Raw genomic sequence first — 15,082 nt, 5'->3', positions numbered from 1 at the left:
CTCGTGGCTCGACGATTGTTCTATACAACTATCCGGCGCAGGAAAGCCGCGTTACGCAGGGGTGCATCAACGCACCAAAGATGTTCTAGGGCGCGCCGCAATTGGGCAGAAAAAGGCATCACTGACTGCAGTTGACCGGCATGCGCACCAGTGGCGTGCTCGACGCTGCGACCTCAACACATTGCTTGCCTGTGCGCCGGCAATGATCCTGCGCGCGCCAGTAGCTGCCGTGGCCGATGCAGCCGGTCTGGCAGATGACGAGGTCGGCCTGGATGAGGCTGGCTTCCAGCACGGCGGGGTCGGCGTCGTCGACGCCGTCGTGCTGCAGGAAGCGGCCGCCTGACGTTTCGATCCAGTGGCGGGTGGCCACGCCGTCGGCGGGGTCCTGGCCTATCCACAGCACGGCACGGCGGCGGACATTGAGGGCGGGCAGTGGCAGCGCCGGCCCGGACGCGCCGCGCGCGGCGCCCCTGGGTTGGCCCCATGCTCGCCCGCGTTCGCGAGTCAGAGCCTGGATGCGGTGCACGAGCATGTCGATGTGCCTTGCCAGCGCCAGGCGGCGCGGCAGGCCCGGGATGCTGTTGGCAAGCGCGGCGTGATCTTCGCGCGCAAAGGCCAGCGCCGTGTCGCGCGCGATCACGGCGGCGCGCAGTCGCATGATCTCGGCTTCACGATCTTCGATGGCCCGTTGCCGTTCCTGCAGCAGGCGCGAGCAGCGCTTTTGCACGCGGCCGTAATGCCGCAGCAGCCGCGCGTGTTCATCGATGATCCGTTCCATGTCGACGGTGATTGGCATGGTGCGCTCCCCAGGGTCAAGCCGCAAAGTATAAATGAGAATCATTATCTACACGGACCTGACGGACGCACCCCTAGTATCATCGCGGCTTACCCCGCTCTCCTCCTGGCACTGATACGTGGACACCCTGACCCAATTGCGCGCCGGCCAGCTTGCCGGCATCCAGCGTCTGAGCCTGTCGGCCGGCCTGACCGAGATCCCTGGCGAGGTCTTTGGCCTGGCCGACAGTCTGGAGATCCTGGACCTGTCGAACAACGCCCTGCGCGACCTGCCGCACGACCTGGCGCGCCTGACCCGGCTGCGGGTGATCTTCCTGTCGAACAACGCGTTCGAGCATGTGCCCGAAATTCTTGGGTCCATGCCTTCCTTGACCATGGTGGGCTTCAAGGCCAACCAAATCCGCCATCTGCCGGCCGCGTCCCTGCCGCCGCATCTGCGCTGGCTGATCCTGACCGACAACGAACTTGAAACCCTGCCCGACGCGCTGGGCACCTGCACCGACATGCAAAAGCTGATGTTGGCCGGCAACCGCCTGTCGGCCCTGCCGGACAGCATGGCCGCCTGCCACAAACTGGAACTGCTGCGCATTGCCGCGAACCGGTTTGAATCGCTGCCCGACTGGTTGTTCGACCTGCCGCGTCTGTCGTGGCTGGCGTACGCCGGCAACCCGTGCTGCCAGATGGATGATGCCGCCGTGGCGGCGCAGGCGCGGGTCGGTACGGTGTCCTGGCACCGCCTTGCCCTGAAGCAGATGCTGGGCCAGGGGGCATCGGGCGTGATCCATCAGGCCGACCTTCTGGCTGACGGCGGCTCGCCTGACAACACCGCGGGCGCCCTTCGCGACGTGGCCGTCAAGATCTACAAGGGTGCGGTCACGAGCGACGGCTCACCCGAAAGCGAAATGGCCGCCTGCGTCGCCGCGGGCGCCCATCCCCACCTGATTCCGCTCGAAGCGACGCTGGCGGATCACCCCGCCGGCACGCCGGGGCTGGTCATGTCCTTGATCGATCCAGGCTTTACCGACATGGCCGGCCCACCCAGCCTGGCCAGTTGCACCCGCGACGTGTACGCGCCCGGCACCGTGTTCAGTGCGGAAACCGCCCGCCGTATCGCCGCGGGCATTGCCTCGGCCGCTGCGCACCTGCATGCGCTCGGCATCATGCACGGTGACCTGTACGGTCACAACATCCTGCGCAACGCCAGCGGTGACAGCCTGCTCGGTGACTTCGGCGCGGCGTCGTTCTATGCCTTGACCGACACGGCGCGGGCCGGTGCCCTGCAACGCCTGGAGGTCCGCGCCTTCGGCTGCCTGCTCGAAGAACTGATCGCGCATGTCGACGATTCGGCCGCCGGGCAAGACGACGGCGGGTCCTCGCCACTCGCACGCATGGCCGCCCTGCGCGATGCCTGCCTGTCGCCGGTGCCCTCTGCGCGCCCCTTGTTTCCGGAAATCGCGGCGGCGCTGGCCGGGTAAATCGCAAGGCGGTGCGCGACGGGGCCGCGTCGTCACCGCTTGACGTGGCCTGCGTCTCGTCACGCGATCTCACCCTCCATAGCGTGCGGTCCGCGTGGGTTCAGCTCTTCATCTTGCATAGTCCCTGATAGGCGTCCTGATAGTCCTTCAGGGGCGTCGCCAGGGTCTTCAGTGAATTGCGGCCCTGGGCATCCTTGGCCACTTGCACGACGTGCATGGACTGCACCGGAAAGTGGTTGGCGCCGAAGCGGAAGTCGCCGCGCACAGACTTGAAGTCCGCCGCCTTCAGTGCCGCCGCAAAGGCCTTCTTGTCGTCCACCCTTCCGTTGACCTTCGCGATTGCCGAATCCAGCAGTTGCGCAGCGTCGTAACTCTGCGCCGCATAGTTCGACGGAATACGTTTGTACTTTGCCTCGAAGGCCTGCACGAAGGACTTGCTTGCAGCATTGTCGAAGTCCGGCGCCCAAAAAGTGCCGCTGACCATGCCCACTGCCGCGTCCCCGATCGCGGGCAAGGACAACGCATCTACCGTGAACACTGACAACAAGGGCAAGGTCTTCATGAGTCCCGCCTGCGAGTATTGCTTTGCGAACGCAATGCCCAGGCCACCGGGAAAGAACGCGAACACCGCATCGGGCTTGGCCGCTGCGACCTGCGACAGCTCGGCCGCAAAGTCGAGCTGCGACAACGAGGTATAGACCTCGTCGACGACGGGCGTGGTGTAGAAGCGTTTGAAGCCGGCCACGGTGTCCTTCCCGGCCTGGTAATTCGGAGCCATGGTCACCACCCGCTTGTAGCCCTTTTCTTGCGCGTACTTGCCGATGGCCTCGGCCGCCTGGTCGCCCTGCCACGACGTGATGAATTGATAAGGCGAGCACTGCGCCCCCGCAATCTGCGACGGCCCGGCGTTCGACCCGATCAGGAACACTTCCTTGTCGGTGATCGTTTTGTGCACCGCCATCATCACGTTCGAGAACGACACGCCCGTAATGATCGACACCCTCTCGCGCTCGATCAGCCGGCGCGCTACCTGGTTGGCGACTTCCGGCTTCATCTGGCTGTCTTCCTTGATCAGCTGGATCGGGTAGCCGCCCAGCTTGCCGCCATTGCGTTCCACCAGCAGGTTGAAACCATCCAGCTGGTCCTGGCCGACGCCTGCCGTCGAGCCCGACAGCTCGCCAATGAACCCGATGCGGATGGGCGCCGCAGCCGCGGACGGCGCCGGGGCTTGCGCCCATGACGCCGATGCCACACAGCCCATGCCTGCCATCGCGACAGCACCGATCGCCTTGTTCCACGTAATTTTCATACCTGTCTCCTGCCTGCCTGGTTGGCGTATTGCCGCTCGGTGGCGGTCATTGTTGTGATGTCGTGAAGTCGTGAAGAAACCGGTCAGGCGGTCTGTGCCTGCTTGGCGGACCCGCCTGATGTTGCCGGCTCACCGCTGGCAGCTGCTTCAGCCTGCAGCCTTCGCGTGATTGCGCGGCGCATGCGCACCGGGCCAAGGTCGATGCTGAGCAGCACCGGCTTCAACGACCAGAAGTCGGCATCGCCGATCGCTTCCTGCTGCGCATCGATGATGGGCTTGTCCTGCATCTCGAAGGCATAGCGGCGCAGCGCCCGGAACTTCTCTTCCGTTTCCGGGGACATGCGCGTGCCTATCGGCATGGCCGCTGCAAAGTGATAGTGAGTGGTGCGTTCGGTTTCGGGGGTCAGGATGTGGACGCCGTAATACCAGCCGTGGTCTTCGCGCTGCCCTGCGCCCGCTTCGTGCACACCCGAATCCAGCAGGAAACAGCTGGGCGGCATCCACCGCATGCGTGTCCACATGTCGACTGGCTTGCCGTCCTGCCGGTAAAGCATGTTGAAGATGCCAGGCGGCGTGACCGACGGCATCCAGCGATTGCACAGGATGTGGTCGCCCTCTTCTTCCACGACCTGGTCCGCGCCTGCCTGCTCGGGGCTGCCCAGGTAGCCGTCGTGCAGGTAGGTAATGTGGCTCAGGTCGAGCAAGTTCTCGCCCATCAGCTCGTAGTTGGCCTGGATGTGCAGATAGCCGCGGCTGGTGGTGAACGACCCCGTATCGTCCAGGACGCCATAGTCGGGAATCGTGCAGGCATCGGCCGGCGCATCGCCCATCCAGATCCACATCATTCCGTGCCGCTCGTGTACCGGGTACGCAGCGACCCGCGCCGCTTCGGGCACGCGCCCGTCGCCATGCGGATTCTTGACGCAACGGCCTGAACAGTCGAACTGCAGGCCGTGATACAGGCATTCGATACGATCGTCCACGATCTTGCCCAGGTGCAGCGGAATGAAGCGGTGGGCGCAGCGATCTTGCAGGGCGACGGGCGTGCCGTCGGCTTTGCGATAGAACACGACGCGTTCGCCAAGCAATTGCCGGTGGAACATTTCGCCGGCCTTGACCTCGTCGGCCCAGCCTGCCACATACCAGGCGTTCCGGATGAAAGCCATGTGTCACCTCCAGTAGAAGCTCCGGTCAACCGGAGCAATATCGTTATGTGCGGAAATCCTATCACATACAGAGTGCACGGTTTGTTATTTTGCGCATGAATCACGCGGTAGATACCCGAAGCCCTGCGGCTATACTCGCCGCATGCCCGCACAGCCTCAGCCCGCCCCCGCCACGCCCCCTCGCCGCAAGCAGGAAGACCGCACGCGCGAGGCCAAGGAAAAGTTGCTGACAGCAACCATCGACGTGTTCATGCGGTCAGGCTACAGCGGCCTGACCACCAAGGAAGTGGCGCGCACCGCGGGTCTGTCGAACGGCGCCTTGATGCATCACTACGCCAACAAGGCGGAACTGGTGGTGGCGGCCACCGCAGCGATCTATGACGAAGCGATCGTGCGCGGCCAGCGGGTGGCACGCAGCGCCGAAGCCGGCCGCAAGCCGATCGAGGGCTTCATTGCCGATTGCCTGAGCGTGTATTTCGACTGGCCCTTCATTGCCGCGCTGGAAGCCATCGTGGCGGCGCGGACCGACCCGGAACTGATGGCGCGCATTCTTCCGGTCATGGACAACTACCGCCAGTCCACCAACGCCTTGTGGCTCGAGGTGTTTCGCGAGGCGGGACTGACGCCGAAAGAAGCGCGGCTGGTGCTGAACCTGACGCTGAACATGATTCGCGGCATGGCCGTGAATCGCATGTGGCAACAGGACGAATCACACTACCGCGCCTACCTGAAGGACTGGGTCAAGCTGGTGCACGAGCGCTACCCGACGCTCGCCGCCAAGGATTCCTGAACGCGTCCCGCCCCGGAGCCCGAGGGCGTCCCGCAACAAAAGTCTCAACGCGCCCTACCCTTACTCCGCGTCGGGCTGGCGTGATGGATGGGCCTGCTGGAATGCCGGCACGGCCTCGCAGGCATCCACGATGGCCGTCACGGTGGGATACGGCGCCAGGTCCAGCGCAAACCGCTTCGCATTGAAGACCTGCGGCACCAGGCAGCAGTCGGCCAGGGTCGGGGTATCGCCAAAGCAGAAACGCCCGCGACGTGGGGATGCAGACAGTTCCGCTTCCAGCCCCGCCAGACCCAGACCCAGCCAATGATGGATCCACGCCGTCTTGGCCGCCTCGTCCAGCCCCAGCGTTCCGGTCAGGTACTTCAGCACCCGCAGGTTGTTGATCGGATGCATCTCGCATGCGATCAACATGGCCAGCTGGCGGACATAGGCGCGGTCGCCCAGGTCCGCCGGCAGCAGGGGCGGCTGCGGGTAGGCTTCTTCCAGGTATTCGAGCATGGCCATTGACTGATGGATCTCGTGCCCCTGATCGTTCAGCACCGGCACCAGCGCGTGCGGGTTCTTCGCCCGAAAGGCCGGCGCAAACTGTTCGCCGCCATTGCGGGTCAGGTGCACGGGCACGTAGTCGTAGGGCAGGCCCTTCAGGTTCAGCGCGATGCGGACGCGGTACGCCGACGAGCTTCGGAAGTAGTTGTGCAGCACACGGTCAGTGGCTGGCGTGGCGTTCGCCATGGTCAGACTCCAGAATGTTGGCGTGGTTTTTGGTCAGGGCAGCTCGACGAGCACCCTGCCGTCTTCGACCTTGATCGGATAGATCTTGACGTCTTCCGTCAGCGGCGCGCACATGGCCTTGCCGGTGCGGATGTCGAAGCGGCCCTGGTGCAACGGGCATTCGATCTCGTGACCTTCCAGGAAGCCATCGCACAGGCGTGCGTGGCCGTGCGTACAGATGTTGTCGGTGGCGTAGACCTCGCCGTCGACCCGGTACAGCGCCAGGCTCTTACCGCCCAGGTCGACGCCGATCACGTCGTCGTCGGGTATGTCGTCGCGTGCCGCGACATCCAGCCATTGCGTCATGAAAGCGTCCTCAAATGGGATAGATCAACGAGTTTGGAATCATTTCCGAGTCGTAGATGCAGAAGCGTTGTTCAAAGCGCAGACCGTCTTCGGTCGTGCGCAGGCGATCCAGGTAGCGGCCGACGTTGAAGACCGTCGACTCGCCATCGAGCTTGGTGCGGAACACGGCGTAGTTGGCTTCGCTGACGATCACGCCGTCTTCGGCGCTCAGGATCCGCGGCGCGGACACGATGTGCCGCTGGTAGTACGGGTCATGGAACAAGGTTTCCTTGATCCCGTAGCCGCGGTCGCGCAGCATGCCCCGGCTCAGGAACCACATGGTCGCCAGCGGAAATCCGCGCTCGAAATTTTCCCGCGGCTGCACCTTGTATTCGCAGGTTTCCAGGAACAGGTCGGCCCACGCGTCCCAGTCGTTGTTGTCGACGGCCGCGGTGTAATCGGTGTAGATATCCTGCACCGCAAGGAAGGTGTGCATCGGGTCCATCGTCATACCTCCATCACGCCGCGCCAGTAGCCATACATGCCGCGGATCAGCGTCTCGGTCACCATGTGGTCGGTGTTGCCCACCTCGGTGCCGCCCAGTTCGGCCAGCGCGCGGTGATAGGGCTTTTGCTCGAAGCCGCTTTGCGAGAACTCGATCACCTCGCCGTCATCGGCCGACACGAAGCCGGCCGGACCGAACAGGTTCGACTGGATCAGGCGGCGCTGGGTCATCTCGGCGGTGTCGTCTTCAAAACCGAAATGGGTCCAGACGAAGTCGAAGGCGCCGGTGCCGCTCGGCTGGATATGCCGGGTGGATACGCTGTTGACCTGCTGCTGGAAGATCACACTCGGGAACACGGTCATCATCACGGCGGTGGGCCCCTTCCACCAGTCTTCCTGCACGATGTCCAGCAGCCGCTTGTCGTTGATCTCCATGCTTTCCTTGAAGCTGGTGACCCCGCTCGTGACTTCGTTCTTGGCGCCGCTGTTGCCCCGGGTGGAAATCATCGCCGCATGGCGGTGGCGGCTGTCCATCTTGAGTTCGGACTTGTTGTCGGCGCGCCAGAGGCCATAGGTAATGAACCAGGTATGCAGCAGACCGGGGTGATACGGGTCCTTGATGTTTTCCTGCATCAGCTTCCAGTTGCCCGGAATGCGTTGGCGGTTGTAGCCAAGAATGGTCAGCTTGCGGCCGTTGAACAGGCGGTCGAAGTAGCCCAGGATATCGGGCCCCAGAAAGTCTTCCAGGCTTTCGACGTCGTGGTCGAACGACGCAAACACCACGCCGCCACGGGTGGCGACCTTGAGCTTGTTCAGGCCGTTGTCTTCGGTACGAAAGTCTTTTGGCATGCCGCCATTGACCTTGCCGTCCTGCTTGACCCCGCGCCGAAACGGCACGCCCTGCAGGTCGCCCTTCAGGGAATAGTTCCACTGGTGGTAAGGACAGACCAGGTCCTTCTTGTTGCCGTTGCGCTCGCGGCAGAACTGCATGCCGCGGTGCGCGCAAACGTTCTCGACCACGTTGATGCCGCCTTCCATATCGCGCGTCATCAACACCGAACGTTCACCCACAACCGTGCGCTTGAAGTCGCCCGGGTTCGGGATCTCGGCTTCCAGGCCGACGTAGCACCAGTGCTTGCCATAGAAGAAGCGTTCCAGCTCCTTCTTGTAGAGCGCCTCGTCGGTATAGGCCCAGAACGGGATGCGGCTCGACCCGTCGCCCTGCCAGGCCGGATCGGTCGGGAAAACAGGCGCGTTCGCTGTTGTGGTTTCCATGGCGGTCTCCTCCATTGGTGTCACGCTGTCATTAAGAAGGCGGTGCCGGGATCAGCCCGCGACGCGGACGGTGATGGGCGTCAGGCCTTCGATCGTGCCGCGCATGACCTGCCCTGGCTTGACCGCGCCGACGCCTTCGGGCGTGCCGGTCATAATCACGTCACCGGGTTCCAGGGTTTCGTACTGCGACAGGTAGGCGATCGACTCGGCCACCGACCAGATCAGCATGTCGATGTCGGAACTCTGCTTGGTCTGGCCATCGACTGTGACAGCAATGGCTGCCTTGTCCGGATGGCCAACTTCGCTCACGCGCGAAATCGGACCGATGGGTGCCGACTTCGAAAACGACTTGCCGAATTCCCACGGACGGCCCTTGTCGCGGGCGTCCAGCTGCAGGTCGCGGCGCGTCATGTCCAGACCCACGGCGTAGCCATACACATGTTCAAGTGCCTGGTCGATCGAGATGTCCTTGCCGCCTGTGCCGATCACCGCCACCAGTTCGATCTCGTGATGGAAGTTGCTGGTCTGCGGGGGATACGGAATGGTGATCTCTGTCTCGCCGGCCTGCACCACGGCGTTGGCGGGCTTCATGAAAAAGAAAGGCTTTTCACGGTCCGGGTCCCGGCCCATTTCCCGGGCGTGCGCGGCATAGTTGCGGCCGACACAGAACACGCGGTTGACGGGAAACTGGTCGTCGGTGCCGACGATGTCGAGCGCGACTTGGGCGGGTTGGGCAATGGCGTAGGTCATGAGAACTCCTTGATCGAATCAAACGAATGTCGATGGTCGCGGGCGTGATGCCGCGCGGCCAATATCACAACTTCTGTTCGCGCCACAGGCCGAGCGACTGCTGGGCCGGGCGATCGGAATAGCTGAAAAGGATCGTGTCCTGGCGCGACTGCAGGCGCAGGGTGTGCCAGGATGGGACCACGAACACATCATTGGGCTGGAAGGCAAAGGCCTCGCCATTGATCTCGGCCACGCCTTCGCCTTCCAGGCAGGCATACACGGTGCCATCGGTGGACCGGTAGGGCTGTGTCTCGAAGCCGGCAGGCAAATGCTGGGCAAACGCGCCCATGGTGGGCATGGGCGATGCGCCCGTGGCCGGATTCACAAAGCGCAGCTTGTGGCCCATGTGCGGGTCGGCCGCGGTGCGCGCGATAGACAGCAGCGATTCGCGGGTGCGGGCAAACGGGTACACGAACACCTTGGTGGGCTGGGCCGAGGTCTGCTGGAAGTCCATGGGCAGCATGTTGTTGCCGTAGCGGGCCAGCGCGTCGCCTTCGGGCCGCAGTTCGGACTGCGCCAGGGTGTGGCCGTGTTCGGCAAAGCCGGCGTCAAAGAAACGCAGCAGTGGGATGTCCAGGCCATCCAGCCACACCACTGGGGTGTCGCCCAGATTGCCGTGGTCGTGATAGGTCCAGGCCGGCGTGATGATGAAGTCGCCCCGTTTCATGGTGGTGCGTTCGCCATCAACGGCGGTATAGGCGCCCTCTCCGTCCAGCACCAGGCGCAGCGCGCTCTGGGTGTGGCGATGGGCGGGCGCGATTTCGCCCGGCAGGATCAGTTGCAGGCCGGCGTACAGGGTCTGCGTGATCGACGAATTGCCGCGCATGGCGGGGTTTTCAAGGATGAGCACGCGGCGCTCGGCTTCCTCGGCGGTGATGAGGCGGCCAGCTTCCATCACGTAATCGCGGATGTCGGCGTACTTCCACAGCGCGCCGACGGCCGGCGAATTCGGCTGCCTGGGCACCAGGGCGCCCAGCACTTCCCAGAGCGGCGTCAGGCTGCTTTGGGAGATGCGGTCGTAGTAGGCGGCGCGCTGGCGCGCGGTGTCGTTGCTGGTGTCAACGTTGTGGGTATCAACGTTGCGGTCAACAACATTCTGGTCGTCAATCTGTACTTGCGCATTCATGATCGTGTCTCCTGGTGATTCCAAGCCGCCGCGTAGAACGCGTCGTGCATGTGTCTAAGCCGCCGCGTAGAACGCGTCGTGCATGTGTCTAAGCCGCCGCGTAAAACGCGTCGGCGTGGATATGTTCCGGCGCGGCGCCCTTGCGCGCGGCCAGCAAGGCGGCAGCTTCGACCATGGGCGGCGCGCCGCACAGATAGACCCGCCAGCCGCTCAGGTCGTGCCAGTCCTGGTCGACGGCGTCGGTCACCCACCCACCGCGCATGCCCGCCGCGGGCGCGCCCGCCGCCACCACAATGTGCGTACGCAGGTTGGGATGCCGCGCGGCAAGGTCGCTCAGGCGCTCGGCGCAATACACGTCCTGCACCGAGCGTACGCCGAAGTAGACATGAATGGGGTTGGTCATGCCACCGGCCAGGGCGCCGCGCACGATGGACAGGACTGGCGCCAGGCCGGTGCCTCCCGCCACGCAGAGCATGGGACCTTCATGGCGGCGTCGCAGGTAGGCGGTGCCCAGGGGACCGCTTACCCGCACGGCGTCGCCCACTTTCAGGTCGGTGTGCACGTAGCCGGTCACGCGGCCATCGGGCACCTTGCGGACATGGAACTCGAGCAGCTCGTCGCCCGCCACGCCCGCCATGGAATACGGGCGGATATGGTCGGGACTGAACTGCAGCGTGGCGTACTGGCCCGGCGAAAAGGCTAGCGGCTTGGCGGCCTTCAGGCGCAGGCCGACGATGTCGTGGGCCAGCAGGTCGATATGGGCCACCGTGGCCTTCAGGATGCGGGCCGGATGGGTCACCACCTCGTCTGCCTCGGGCACTTCGATCCGACAGGGCTGCGTCAGCACGCTCATGCAGGCCAGCACGTAGCGGCCTTGCGTGTCGCCGCGCGGGCGGGTGTAAGTGATCTCGCGTCCGGACTCCAGCACGTCGCCTTCCAGCACCTTGCAGCGGCAGGTGCCGCAGCGGCCGCTCATGCAGCTGTACGAGACCGGCACGTCATTGGCGCGCAGCGTGTCCAGCAGGTTGGCGCCTGCCTCGAAGGTCAGGGATCGGCCCTGGGGCTCTACGTGAAGTTCCATGAAGCTGTCTCGGCTTGCATTGTTGTGTTTATGGACGCAGTGTAGAGAGCCGACGAAAATTAATATATAGAATGTCGTGAATCTTGATAATCACGGCCGTGAATACTGCACCGCGGCTGCTACGCGCGGGGCCGCACCCGGGAACGCCTATGGACCTGAAGGATATCGACCTGAATCTGCTGGTGGTCTTCCAGCGTCTGGTAATCGAACGGCGCGTGTCGGCCGCGGCGGCATCGCTCGGCCTGACCCAGCCCGCGGTCAGCAATGCATTGAAGCGCCTGCGGCTGCTGCTGGATGACGAACTCTTCATACGCACCGCGCGCGGCATGGAACCGACGCCCTACGCGGCGCAACTGGTCGAACCCATCGCCTATGCGCTCAATGCGATTCACAGCAGCCTGAACCAGCGCAGCACCTTCGATCCGGGCACCAGCACGCGCAAGTTCACGATCAGCATGACCGACCTGGGCGAGATCGACCTGATGCCGCGATTGATGGACCGGCTGGCCACCGAAGCGCCCTTCGTGACGCTCAGCACCGTGCGCAACACGCTGGACCACCTGGCCGACGCGATGGAAGCCGGTCAGGTCGACGTGGCGGTCGGGCTGATTCCGCAGCTCAAGACCGGCTTTTTCCAGCGCCGGCTATTCCTGCAGCGCTATGTGTGCATGTTCCGCGCGGGGCACGAGGTGGACGGCAAGAAGCTGACCGCCAAGCGCTTCTTTGACGCGGACCACGTGGTGGTCGTGTCGCAAGGCACCGGGCATGCGCGCATGGACGAGATCATCGAGTCCAAGGGTACGCGCCGCGCCCTGCTCACGGTGCCGCACTTCGTGGCGGTAGGGCACATTCTGAGCACCACCAACATGCTGGCCACGGTGCCCGAGCGGTATGCCCTGCGGTCGGCCGGCCCGTTCGGGCTCAAGCATGTGCCCCATCCCTTGCCGCTGCCGCCCATCGGCATCAACCTGTTCTGGCACGCCAAGTTCCACAAGGATCCCGCAAACCAGTGGTTACGCAACATCGTGTTCGAATCCTTCGTGGGCTGAAGGCGGTCGCCACCCGCGGCTGCTATTCTTGGCCTCTCTTTTTTCGATGACCGGAGCCCGCGTGCAGCCCGTCGTATCCGTCAAGAACCTGTCGAAGACCTACGCCTCGGGCTTCCAGGCGCTCAAACACATCGACCTCGACATCCGCCAGGGCGAAATCTTTGCCCTGCTCGGACCGAACGGGGCCGGCAAGACCACCCTCATCAGCATCATCTGCGGCATCGTCAATGCCAGCGAGGGCACCGTCATGGCCGATGGCCACGACATCCGCACTGACTATCGCGCGGCGCGCGGCAAGATCGGCCTGGTGCCGCAGGAGATCTCGACCGACATGTTCGAGAGCGTGTGGAGCAGCGTCAACTTCAGCCGCGGACTGTTTGGCAAGCCGGCCAATCCGGCCTATGTCGAGAAGATCCTGCGCGACCTGTCCCTCTGGGAAAAGCGCGACAGCCGGATCATGGCGCTGTCAGGCGGCATGAAGCGGCGGGTCATGATCGCGAAGGCGCTATCGCATGAACCGCGCATCCTGTTCCTGGATGAGCCCACCGCCGGCGTGGACGTGGACCTGCGGCGCGGCATGTGGGAAATGGTGCGCCAGCTGCGCGAGAACGGCGTCACCATCATCCTGACCACCCATTACATCGAAGAAGCCGAAGAGATGGCCGACCGCATCGGCGTCATCAACCGCGGCGAGATCGTGTTGATCGAAGACAAGACGGCGCTGATGGAAAAGCTGGGCAAGAAGCAGCTGACGCTGGAATTGCAGCACCCGCTGACCGAGGTACCCGCCGCGCTGGCCCATTACCGGCTCGACCTCTCGCCCGATGGCTGCAAGCTGATCTACACATTCGACAACGAAGGCCAACGCAGCGAGATCGCCGGGCTGCTTCGCCTGCTGAGCGAAAACGGCATCGACTTCAAGGACCTGCAGACCTCGCAGAGTTCGCTTGAAGACATCTTCGTCAGCCTGGTCCGGGGGAACCCATGAATCTGTACGCCATCCGCGCCATCTACCGCTTCGAAATGGCGCGCACCTTCCGCACCCTGATGCAGAGCATTGCATCACCGGTCATTTCGACGTCGCTGTACTTTGTCGTGTTCGGATCGGCCATCGGCTCGCGCATGGTGGCCATCGACGGGATCAGCTACGGGGCCTTCATCATCCCGGGCCTGATCATGTTGTCCTTGCTGAATGAAAGCATCTCGAATGCGTCGTTCGGCATCTACATGCCCAAGTATTCCGGGACCATCTACGAAGTCCTGTCCGCCCCGCTGTCCTATGTCGAGATCGTGATCGGCCACGTGGGCGCGGCGGCGACCAAGTCGATCGTGCTCGGACTCATCATGCTGGTGACGGCCAGGCTGTTCATCCCGTTCGAGATCGTGCACCCGGTCTGGATGGTGACCTTCCTGGTGCTGACCGCGGTCACTTTCAGCCTGTTCGGCTTCATCATCGGCATCTGGGCCGACGGCTTCGAAAAGCTGCAGATCATTCCGATGATGATCGTCACCCCGCTGACCTTCCTGGGTGGCAGCTTCTATTCGATCGACATGCTGCCGCCCTTCTGGCAAAAGGTGACGCTGTTCAATCCGGTGGTGTATCTGGTCAGCGGCTTCCGGTGGGCCTTTTATGGCGTCGCCGATGTCAGCCTGTTTGCCAGTGTCGGCATGACCCTGGTCTTCCTGATCCTGTGCATGCTGGGCGTGCGGTGGATTTTCCGCACGGGATACCGGCTCAAGAACTGAGCGCGAACGGTTGAGCATGGAGCGCTCGTCCGGCAACGATCACACGGCCGGCGGGCGCAGATTTTATCCACAGATCATGTGGATAAAAACGCCCGGACCGGGCTGCGAGGCCCGGCCCCACGTAAGGCCATCGGGCCGCCGCGAAAACGGGCACCGATTGTAAAAATGACGAGCCGATTTCATGACCTCCCCTTCCGCAACGATCTCTTCCTCAACTTCTACGGTGGTTGACGCCGCCATCACCAGCCGCCGATCGGTCCGCGCGTTCCTGCCAACGCCGGTGCCCGAAGCGGACGTGCGAGCGATTCTGCAGGTGGCCTCCCGCGCGCCGTCGGGGAGCAACGTGCAGCCCTGGAAGGTATATGTGCTGACCGGTGACCGGCTGACGGCGCTGTCGGACGCCATCGTTGCGGTCTACAGCGACCCGGCGCAGGCGGCAGCGCAGTCCGAGCCTTACGCCTATTACCCACGGCAATGGATCGAGCCCTACCTGGCCCGGCGCCGCAAGGTCGGCTGGGATCTGTATGGCCTGCTCGGCATCGGCAAGGCCGACAAGGCTGCGATGCATGCCCAGCACGGACGCAATTACCGGTTCTTTGATGCGCCGGTGGGCCTGCTCTTTACGATCGACACCACGATGGAGCAAGGCAGCTGGCTCGATTACGGCATGTTCCTGCAGTCGATCATGGTGGCGGCGCGCGGGCGCGGGCTGGACACCTGCCCGCAGGCGGCATTCAACGGCTTTCATCAGGTGATTCGTGACCAGTTGGCCTTGCCCGACAACGAGACGTTTGTTTGCGGCATGGCCCTGGGCCACGCGGACCCGGACGCGATCGCCAACCGCCTGACGACCGAGCGCGCCGCAATCGATGACTTTGTCACCTTTCTGTCCTGACTTGTATTGCACTGGGAGCACCTGAT

The 15,082-nt window shown here is 63.7% G+C and carries 16 protein-coding genes; 6 read left to right on the top strand and 10 right to left on the bottom strand.

Annotation, left to right across the window (positions count from 1 at the left end):
* Positions 1-118: 118 nt before the first annotated feature.
* Positions 119-796 carry a DUF2325 domain-containing protein gene (locus IE116_RS03370; RefSeq protein ID WP_189609760.1) on the bottom strand — a complete coding sequence of 226 codons (678 nt, stop codon included), beginning with the start codon at positions 794-796 and terminating at the stop codon, positions 119-121.
* A 118-nt stretch (positions 797-914) separates the two neighbouring features.
* On the opposite strand from IE116_RS03370, the gene IE116_RS03365 reads away from it, so the two are divergent.
* Positions 915-2,270 (top strand): leucine-rich repeat-containing protein kinase family protein, encoded by a 1,356-nt coding sequence (locus tag IE116_RS03365; RefSeq protein WP_189609757.1) that lies wholly within the window; start codon positions 915-917, stop codon positions 2,268-2,270.
* A gap of 100 nt (positions 2,271-2,370) precedes the next feature.
* Here the strand turns inward: IE116_RS03365 and IE116_RS03360 are convergent, their stop codons facing one another.
* The gene (locus tag IE116_RS03360) at positions 2,371-3,579 is read right to left on the bottom strand and encodes an ABC transporter substrate-binding protein (RefSeq protein WP_189609755.1); all 1,209 of its coding nucleotides are present in this window, start codon (positions 3,577-3,579) and stop codon (positions 2,371-2,373) included.
* An 83-nt stretch (positions 3,580-3,662) separates the two neighbouring features.
* On the bottom strand, positions 3,663-4,745 hold the full coding sequence (locus IE116_RS03355) for a Rieske 2Fe-2S domain-containing protein (RefSeq protein WP_189609752.1): 1,083 nt from the start codon (positions 4,743-4,745) through the stop codon (positions 3,663-3,665).
* A gap of 142 nt (positions 4,746-4,887) precedes the next feature.
* Here IE116_RS03355 and IE116_RS03350 point away from each other — a divergent pair, with 142 nt between their 5' ends.
* Complete coding sequence (locus tag IE116_RS03350) at positions 4,888-5,535, top strand: TetR/AcrR family transcriptional regulator (protein WP_189609750.1); 648 nt, start codon at positions 4,888-4,890, stop codon at positions 5,533-5,535.
* Between the two features lie 60 nt (positions 5,536-5,595).
* Here IE116_RS03350 and maiA read toward each other — a convergent pair whose 3' ends face one another.
* The 7 genes from maiA to IE116_RS03315 form a co-directional block, all read right to left on the bottom strand.
* A complete protein-coding gene (gene maiA / locus IE116_RS03345; RefSeq protein ID WP_189609748.1) occupies positions 5,596-6,267 on the bottom strand; it encodes a maleylacetoacetate isomerase in 672 nt (223 codons plus the stop codon).
* A gap of 33 nt (positions 6,268-6,300) precedes the next feature.
* Positions 6,301-6,612, bottom strand: a complete 312-nt coding sequence (locus IE116_RS03340) for a non-heme iron oxygenase ferredoxin subunit (protein ID WP_189609747.1) — start codon at positions 6,610-6,612, stop codon at positions 6,301-6,303.
* Between the two features lie 10 nt (positions 6,613-6,622).
* Positions 6,623-7,096: an aromatic-ring-hydroxylating dioxygenase subunit beta gene (locus IE116_RS03335; RefSeq protein WP_189609745.1), complete on the bottom strand. Its 474-nt coding sequence runs from the start codon at positions 7,094-7,096 to the stop codon at positions 6,623-6,625.
* A 2-nt stretch (positions 7,097-7,098) separates the two neighbouring features.
* On the bottom strand, positions 7,099-8,370 hold the full coding sequence (locus IE116_RS03330; protein WP_189609743.1) for an aromatic ring-hydroxylating dioxygenase subunit alpha: 1,272 nt from the start codon (positions 8,368-8,370) through the stop codon (positions 7,099-7,101).
* A 51-nt stretch (positions 8,371-8,421) separates the two neighbouring features.
* Positions 8,422-9,120, bottom strand: coding sequence for a fumarylacetoacetate hydrolase family protein (locus IE116_RS03325; protein ID WP_189609741.1), 699 nt, complete (start codon positions 9,118-9,120; stop codon positions 8,422-8,424).
* A gap of 64 nt (positions 9,121-9,184) precedes the next feature.
* Entirely contained in the window at positions 9,185-10,285 is a 1,101-nt protein-coding gene (gene gtdA, locus IE116_RS03320; RefSeq protein WP_189609740.1) for a gentisate 1,2-dioxygenase, read from the bottom strand.
* Between the two features lie 88 nt (positions 10,286-10,373).
* Positions 10,374-11,366: a 2Fe-2S iron-sulfur cluster-binding protein gene (locus IE116_RS03315; protein WP_189609738.1), complete on the bottom strand. Its 993-nt coding sequence runs from the start codon at positions 11,364-11,366 to the stop codon at positions 10,374-10,376.
* Between the two features lie 149 nt (positions 11,367-11,515).
* Here IE116_RS03315 and IE116_RS03310 point away from each other — a divergent pair, with 149 nt between their 5' ends.
* From IE116_RS03310 to IE116_RS03295, 4 genes are all read left to right on the top strand, one after another.
* Positions 11,516-12,415: a LysR family transcriptional regulator gene (locus tag IE116_RS03310; protein WP_189609736.1), complete on the top strand. Its 900-nt coding sequence runs from the start codon at positions 11,516-11,518 to the stop codon at positions 12,413-12,415.
* Between the two features lie 61 nt (positions 12,416-12,476).
* Entirely contained in the window at positions 12,477-13,403 is a 927-nt protein-coding gene (locus IE116_RS03305; protein ID WP_229827979.1) for an ABC transporter ATP-binding protein, read from the top strand.
* Positions 13,400-14,161 carry an ABC transporter permease gene (locus tag IE116_RS03300; protein WP_189609734.1) on the top strand — a complete coding sequence of 254 codons (762 nt, stop codon included), beginning with the start codon at positions 13,400-13,402 and terminating at the stop codon, positions 14,159-14,161. The genes IE116_RS03305 and IE116_RS03300 overlap by 4 nt, the downstream gene beginning before the upstream one ends.
* Before the next feature lie 181 nt (positions 14,162-14,342).
* Positions 14,343-15,056, top strand: coding sequence for a nitroreductase (locus IE116_RS03295; protein WP_189609732.1), 714 nt, complete (start codon positions 14,343-14,345; stop codon positions 15,054-15,056).
* Positions 15,057-15,082 lie beyond the last annotated feature (26 nt).

It is taken from the genome of Pigmentiphaga litoralis, from assembly GCF_014651835.1.
In the GTDB taxonomy this organism is placed as follows: Bacteria; Pseudomonadota; Gammaproteobacteria; order Burkholderiales; family Burkholderiaceae_B; genus Pigmentiphaga; species Pigmentiphaga litoralis.
Note: the sequence above shows the minus strand (reverse complement) of the source record. Positions and strands in the feature narration are given on the sequence as shown.

Bases quoted from the DNA above. Each gene is read 5' to 3' on its own strand.
- IE116_RS03370 (WP_189609760.1), bottom strand. From the start codon at position 796: ATGCCAATCACCGTCGACATGGAACGGATCATCGATGAACACGCGCGG.
- IE116_RS03360 (WP_189609755.1), bottom strand. From the start codon at position 3,579: ATGAAAATTACGTGGAACAAGGCGATCGGTGCTGTCGCGATGGCAGGC.
- IE116_RS03355 (WP_189609752.1), bottom strand. From the start codon at position 4,745: ATGGCTTTCATCCGGAACGCCTGGTATGTGGCAGGCTGGGCCGACGAG.
- IE116_RS03350 (WP_189609750.1), top strand. From the start codon at position 4,888: ATGCCCGCACAGCCTCAGCCCGCCCCCGCCACGCCCCCTCGCCGCAAG.
- maiA (WP_189609748.1), bottom strand. From the start codon at position 6,267: ATGGCGAACGCCACGCCAGCCACTGACCGTGTGCTGCACAACTACTTC.
- IE116_RS03340 (WP_189609747.1), bottom strand. From the start codon at position 6,612: ATGACGCAATGGCTGGATGTCGCGGCACGCGACGACATACCCGACGAC.
- IE116_RS03335 (WP_189609745.1), bottom strand. From the start codon at position 7,096: ATGGACCCGATGCACACCTTCCTTGCGGTGCAGGATATCTACACCGAT.
- IE116_RS03330 (WP_189609743.1), bottom strand. From the start codon at position 8,370: ATGGAAACCACAACAGCGAACGCGCCTGTTTTCCCGACCGATCCGGCC.
- IE116_RS03325 (WP_189609741.1), bottom strand. From the start codon at position 9,120: ATGACCTACGCCATTGCCCAACCCGCCCAAGTCGCGCTCGACATCGTC.
- gtdA (WP_189609740.1), bottom strand. From the start codon at position 10,285: ATGAATGCGCAAGTACAGATTGACGACCAGAATGTTGTTGACCGCAAC.
- IE116_RS03315 (WP_189609738.1), bottom strand. From the start codon at position 11,366: ATGGAACTTCACGTAGAGCCCCAGGGCCGATCCCTGACCTTCGAGGCA.
- IE116_RS03310 (WP_189609736.1), top strand. From the start codon at position 11,516: ATGGACCTGAAGGATATCGACCTGAATCTGCTGGTGGTCTTCCAGCGT.
- IE116_RS03300 (WP_189609734.1), top strand. From the start codon at position 13,400: ATGAATCTGTACGCCATCCGCGCCATCTACCGCTTCGAAATGGCGCGC.
- IE116_RS03295 (WP_189609732.1), top strand. From the start codon at position 14,343: ATGACCTCCCCTTCCGCAACGATCTCTTCCTCAACTTCTACGGTGGTT.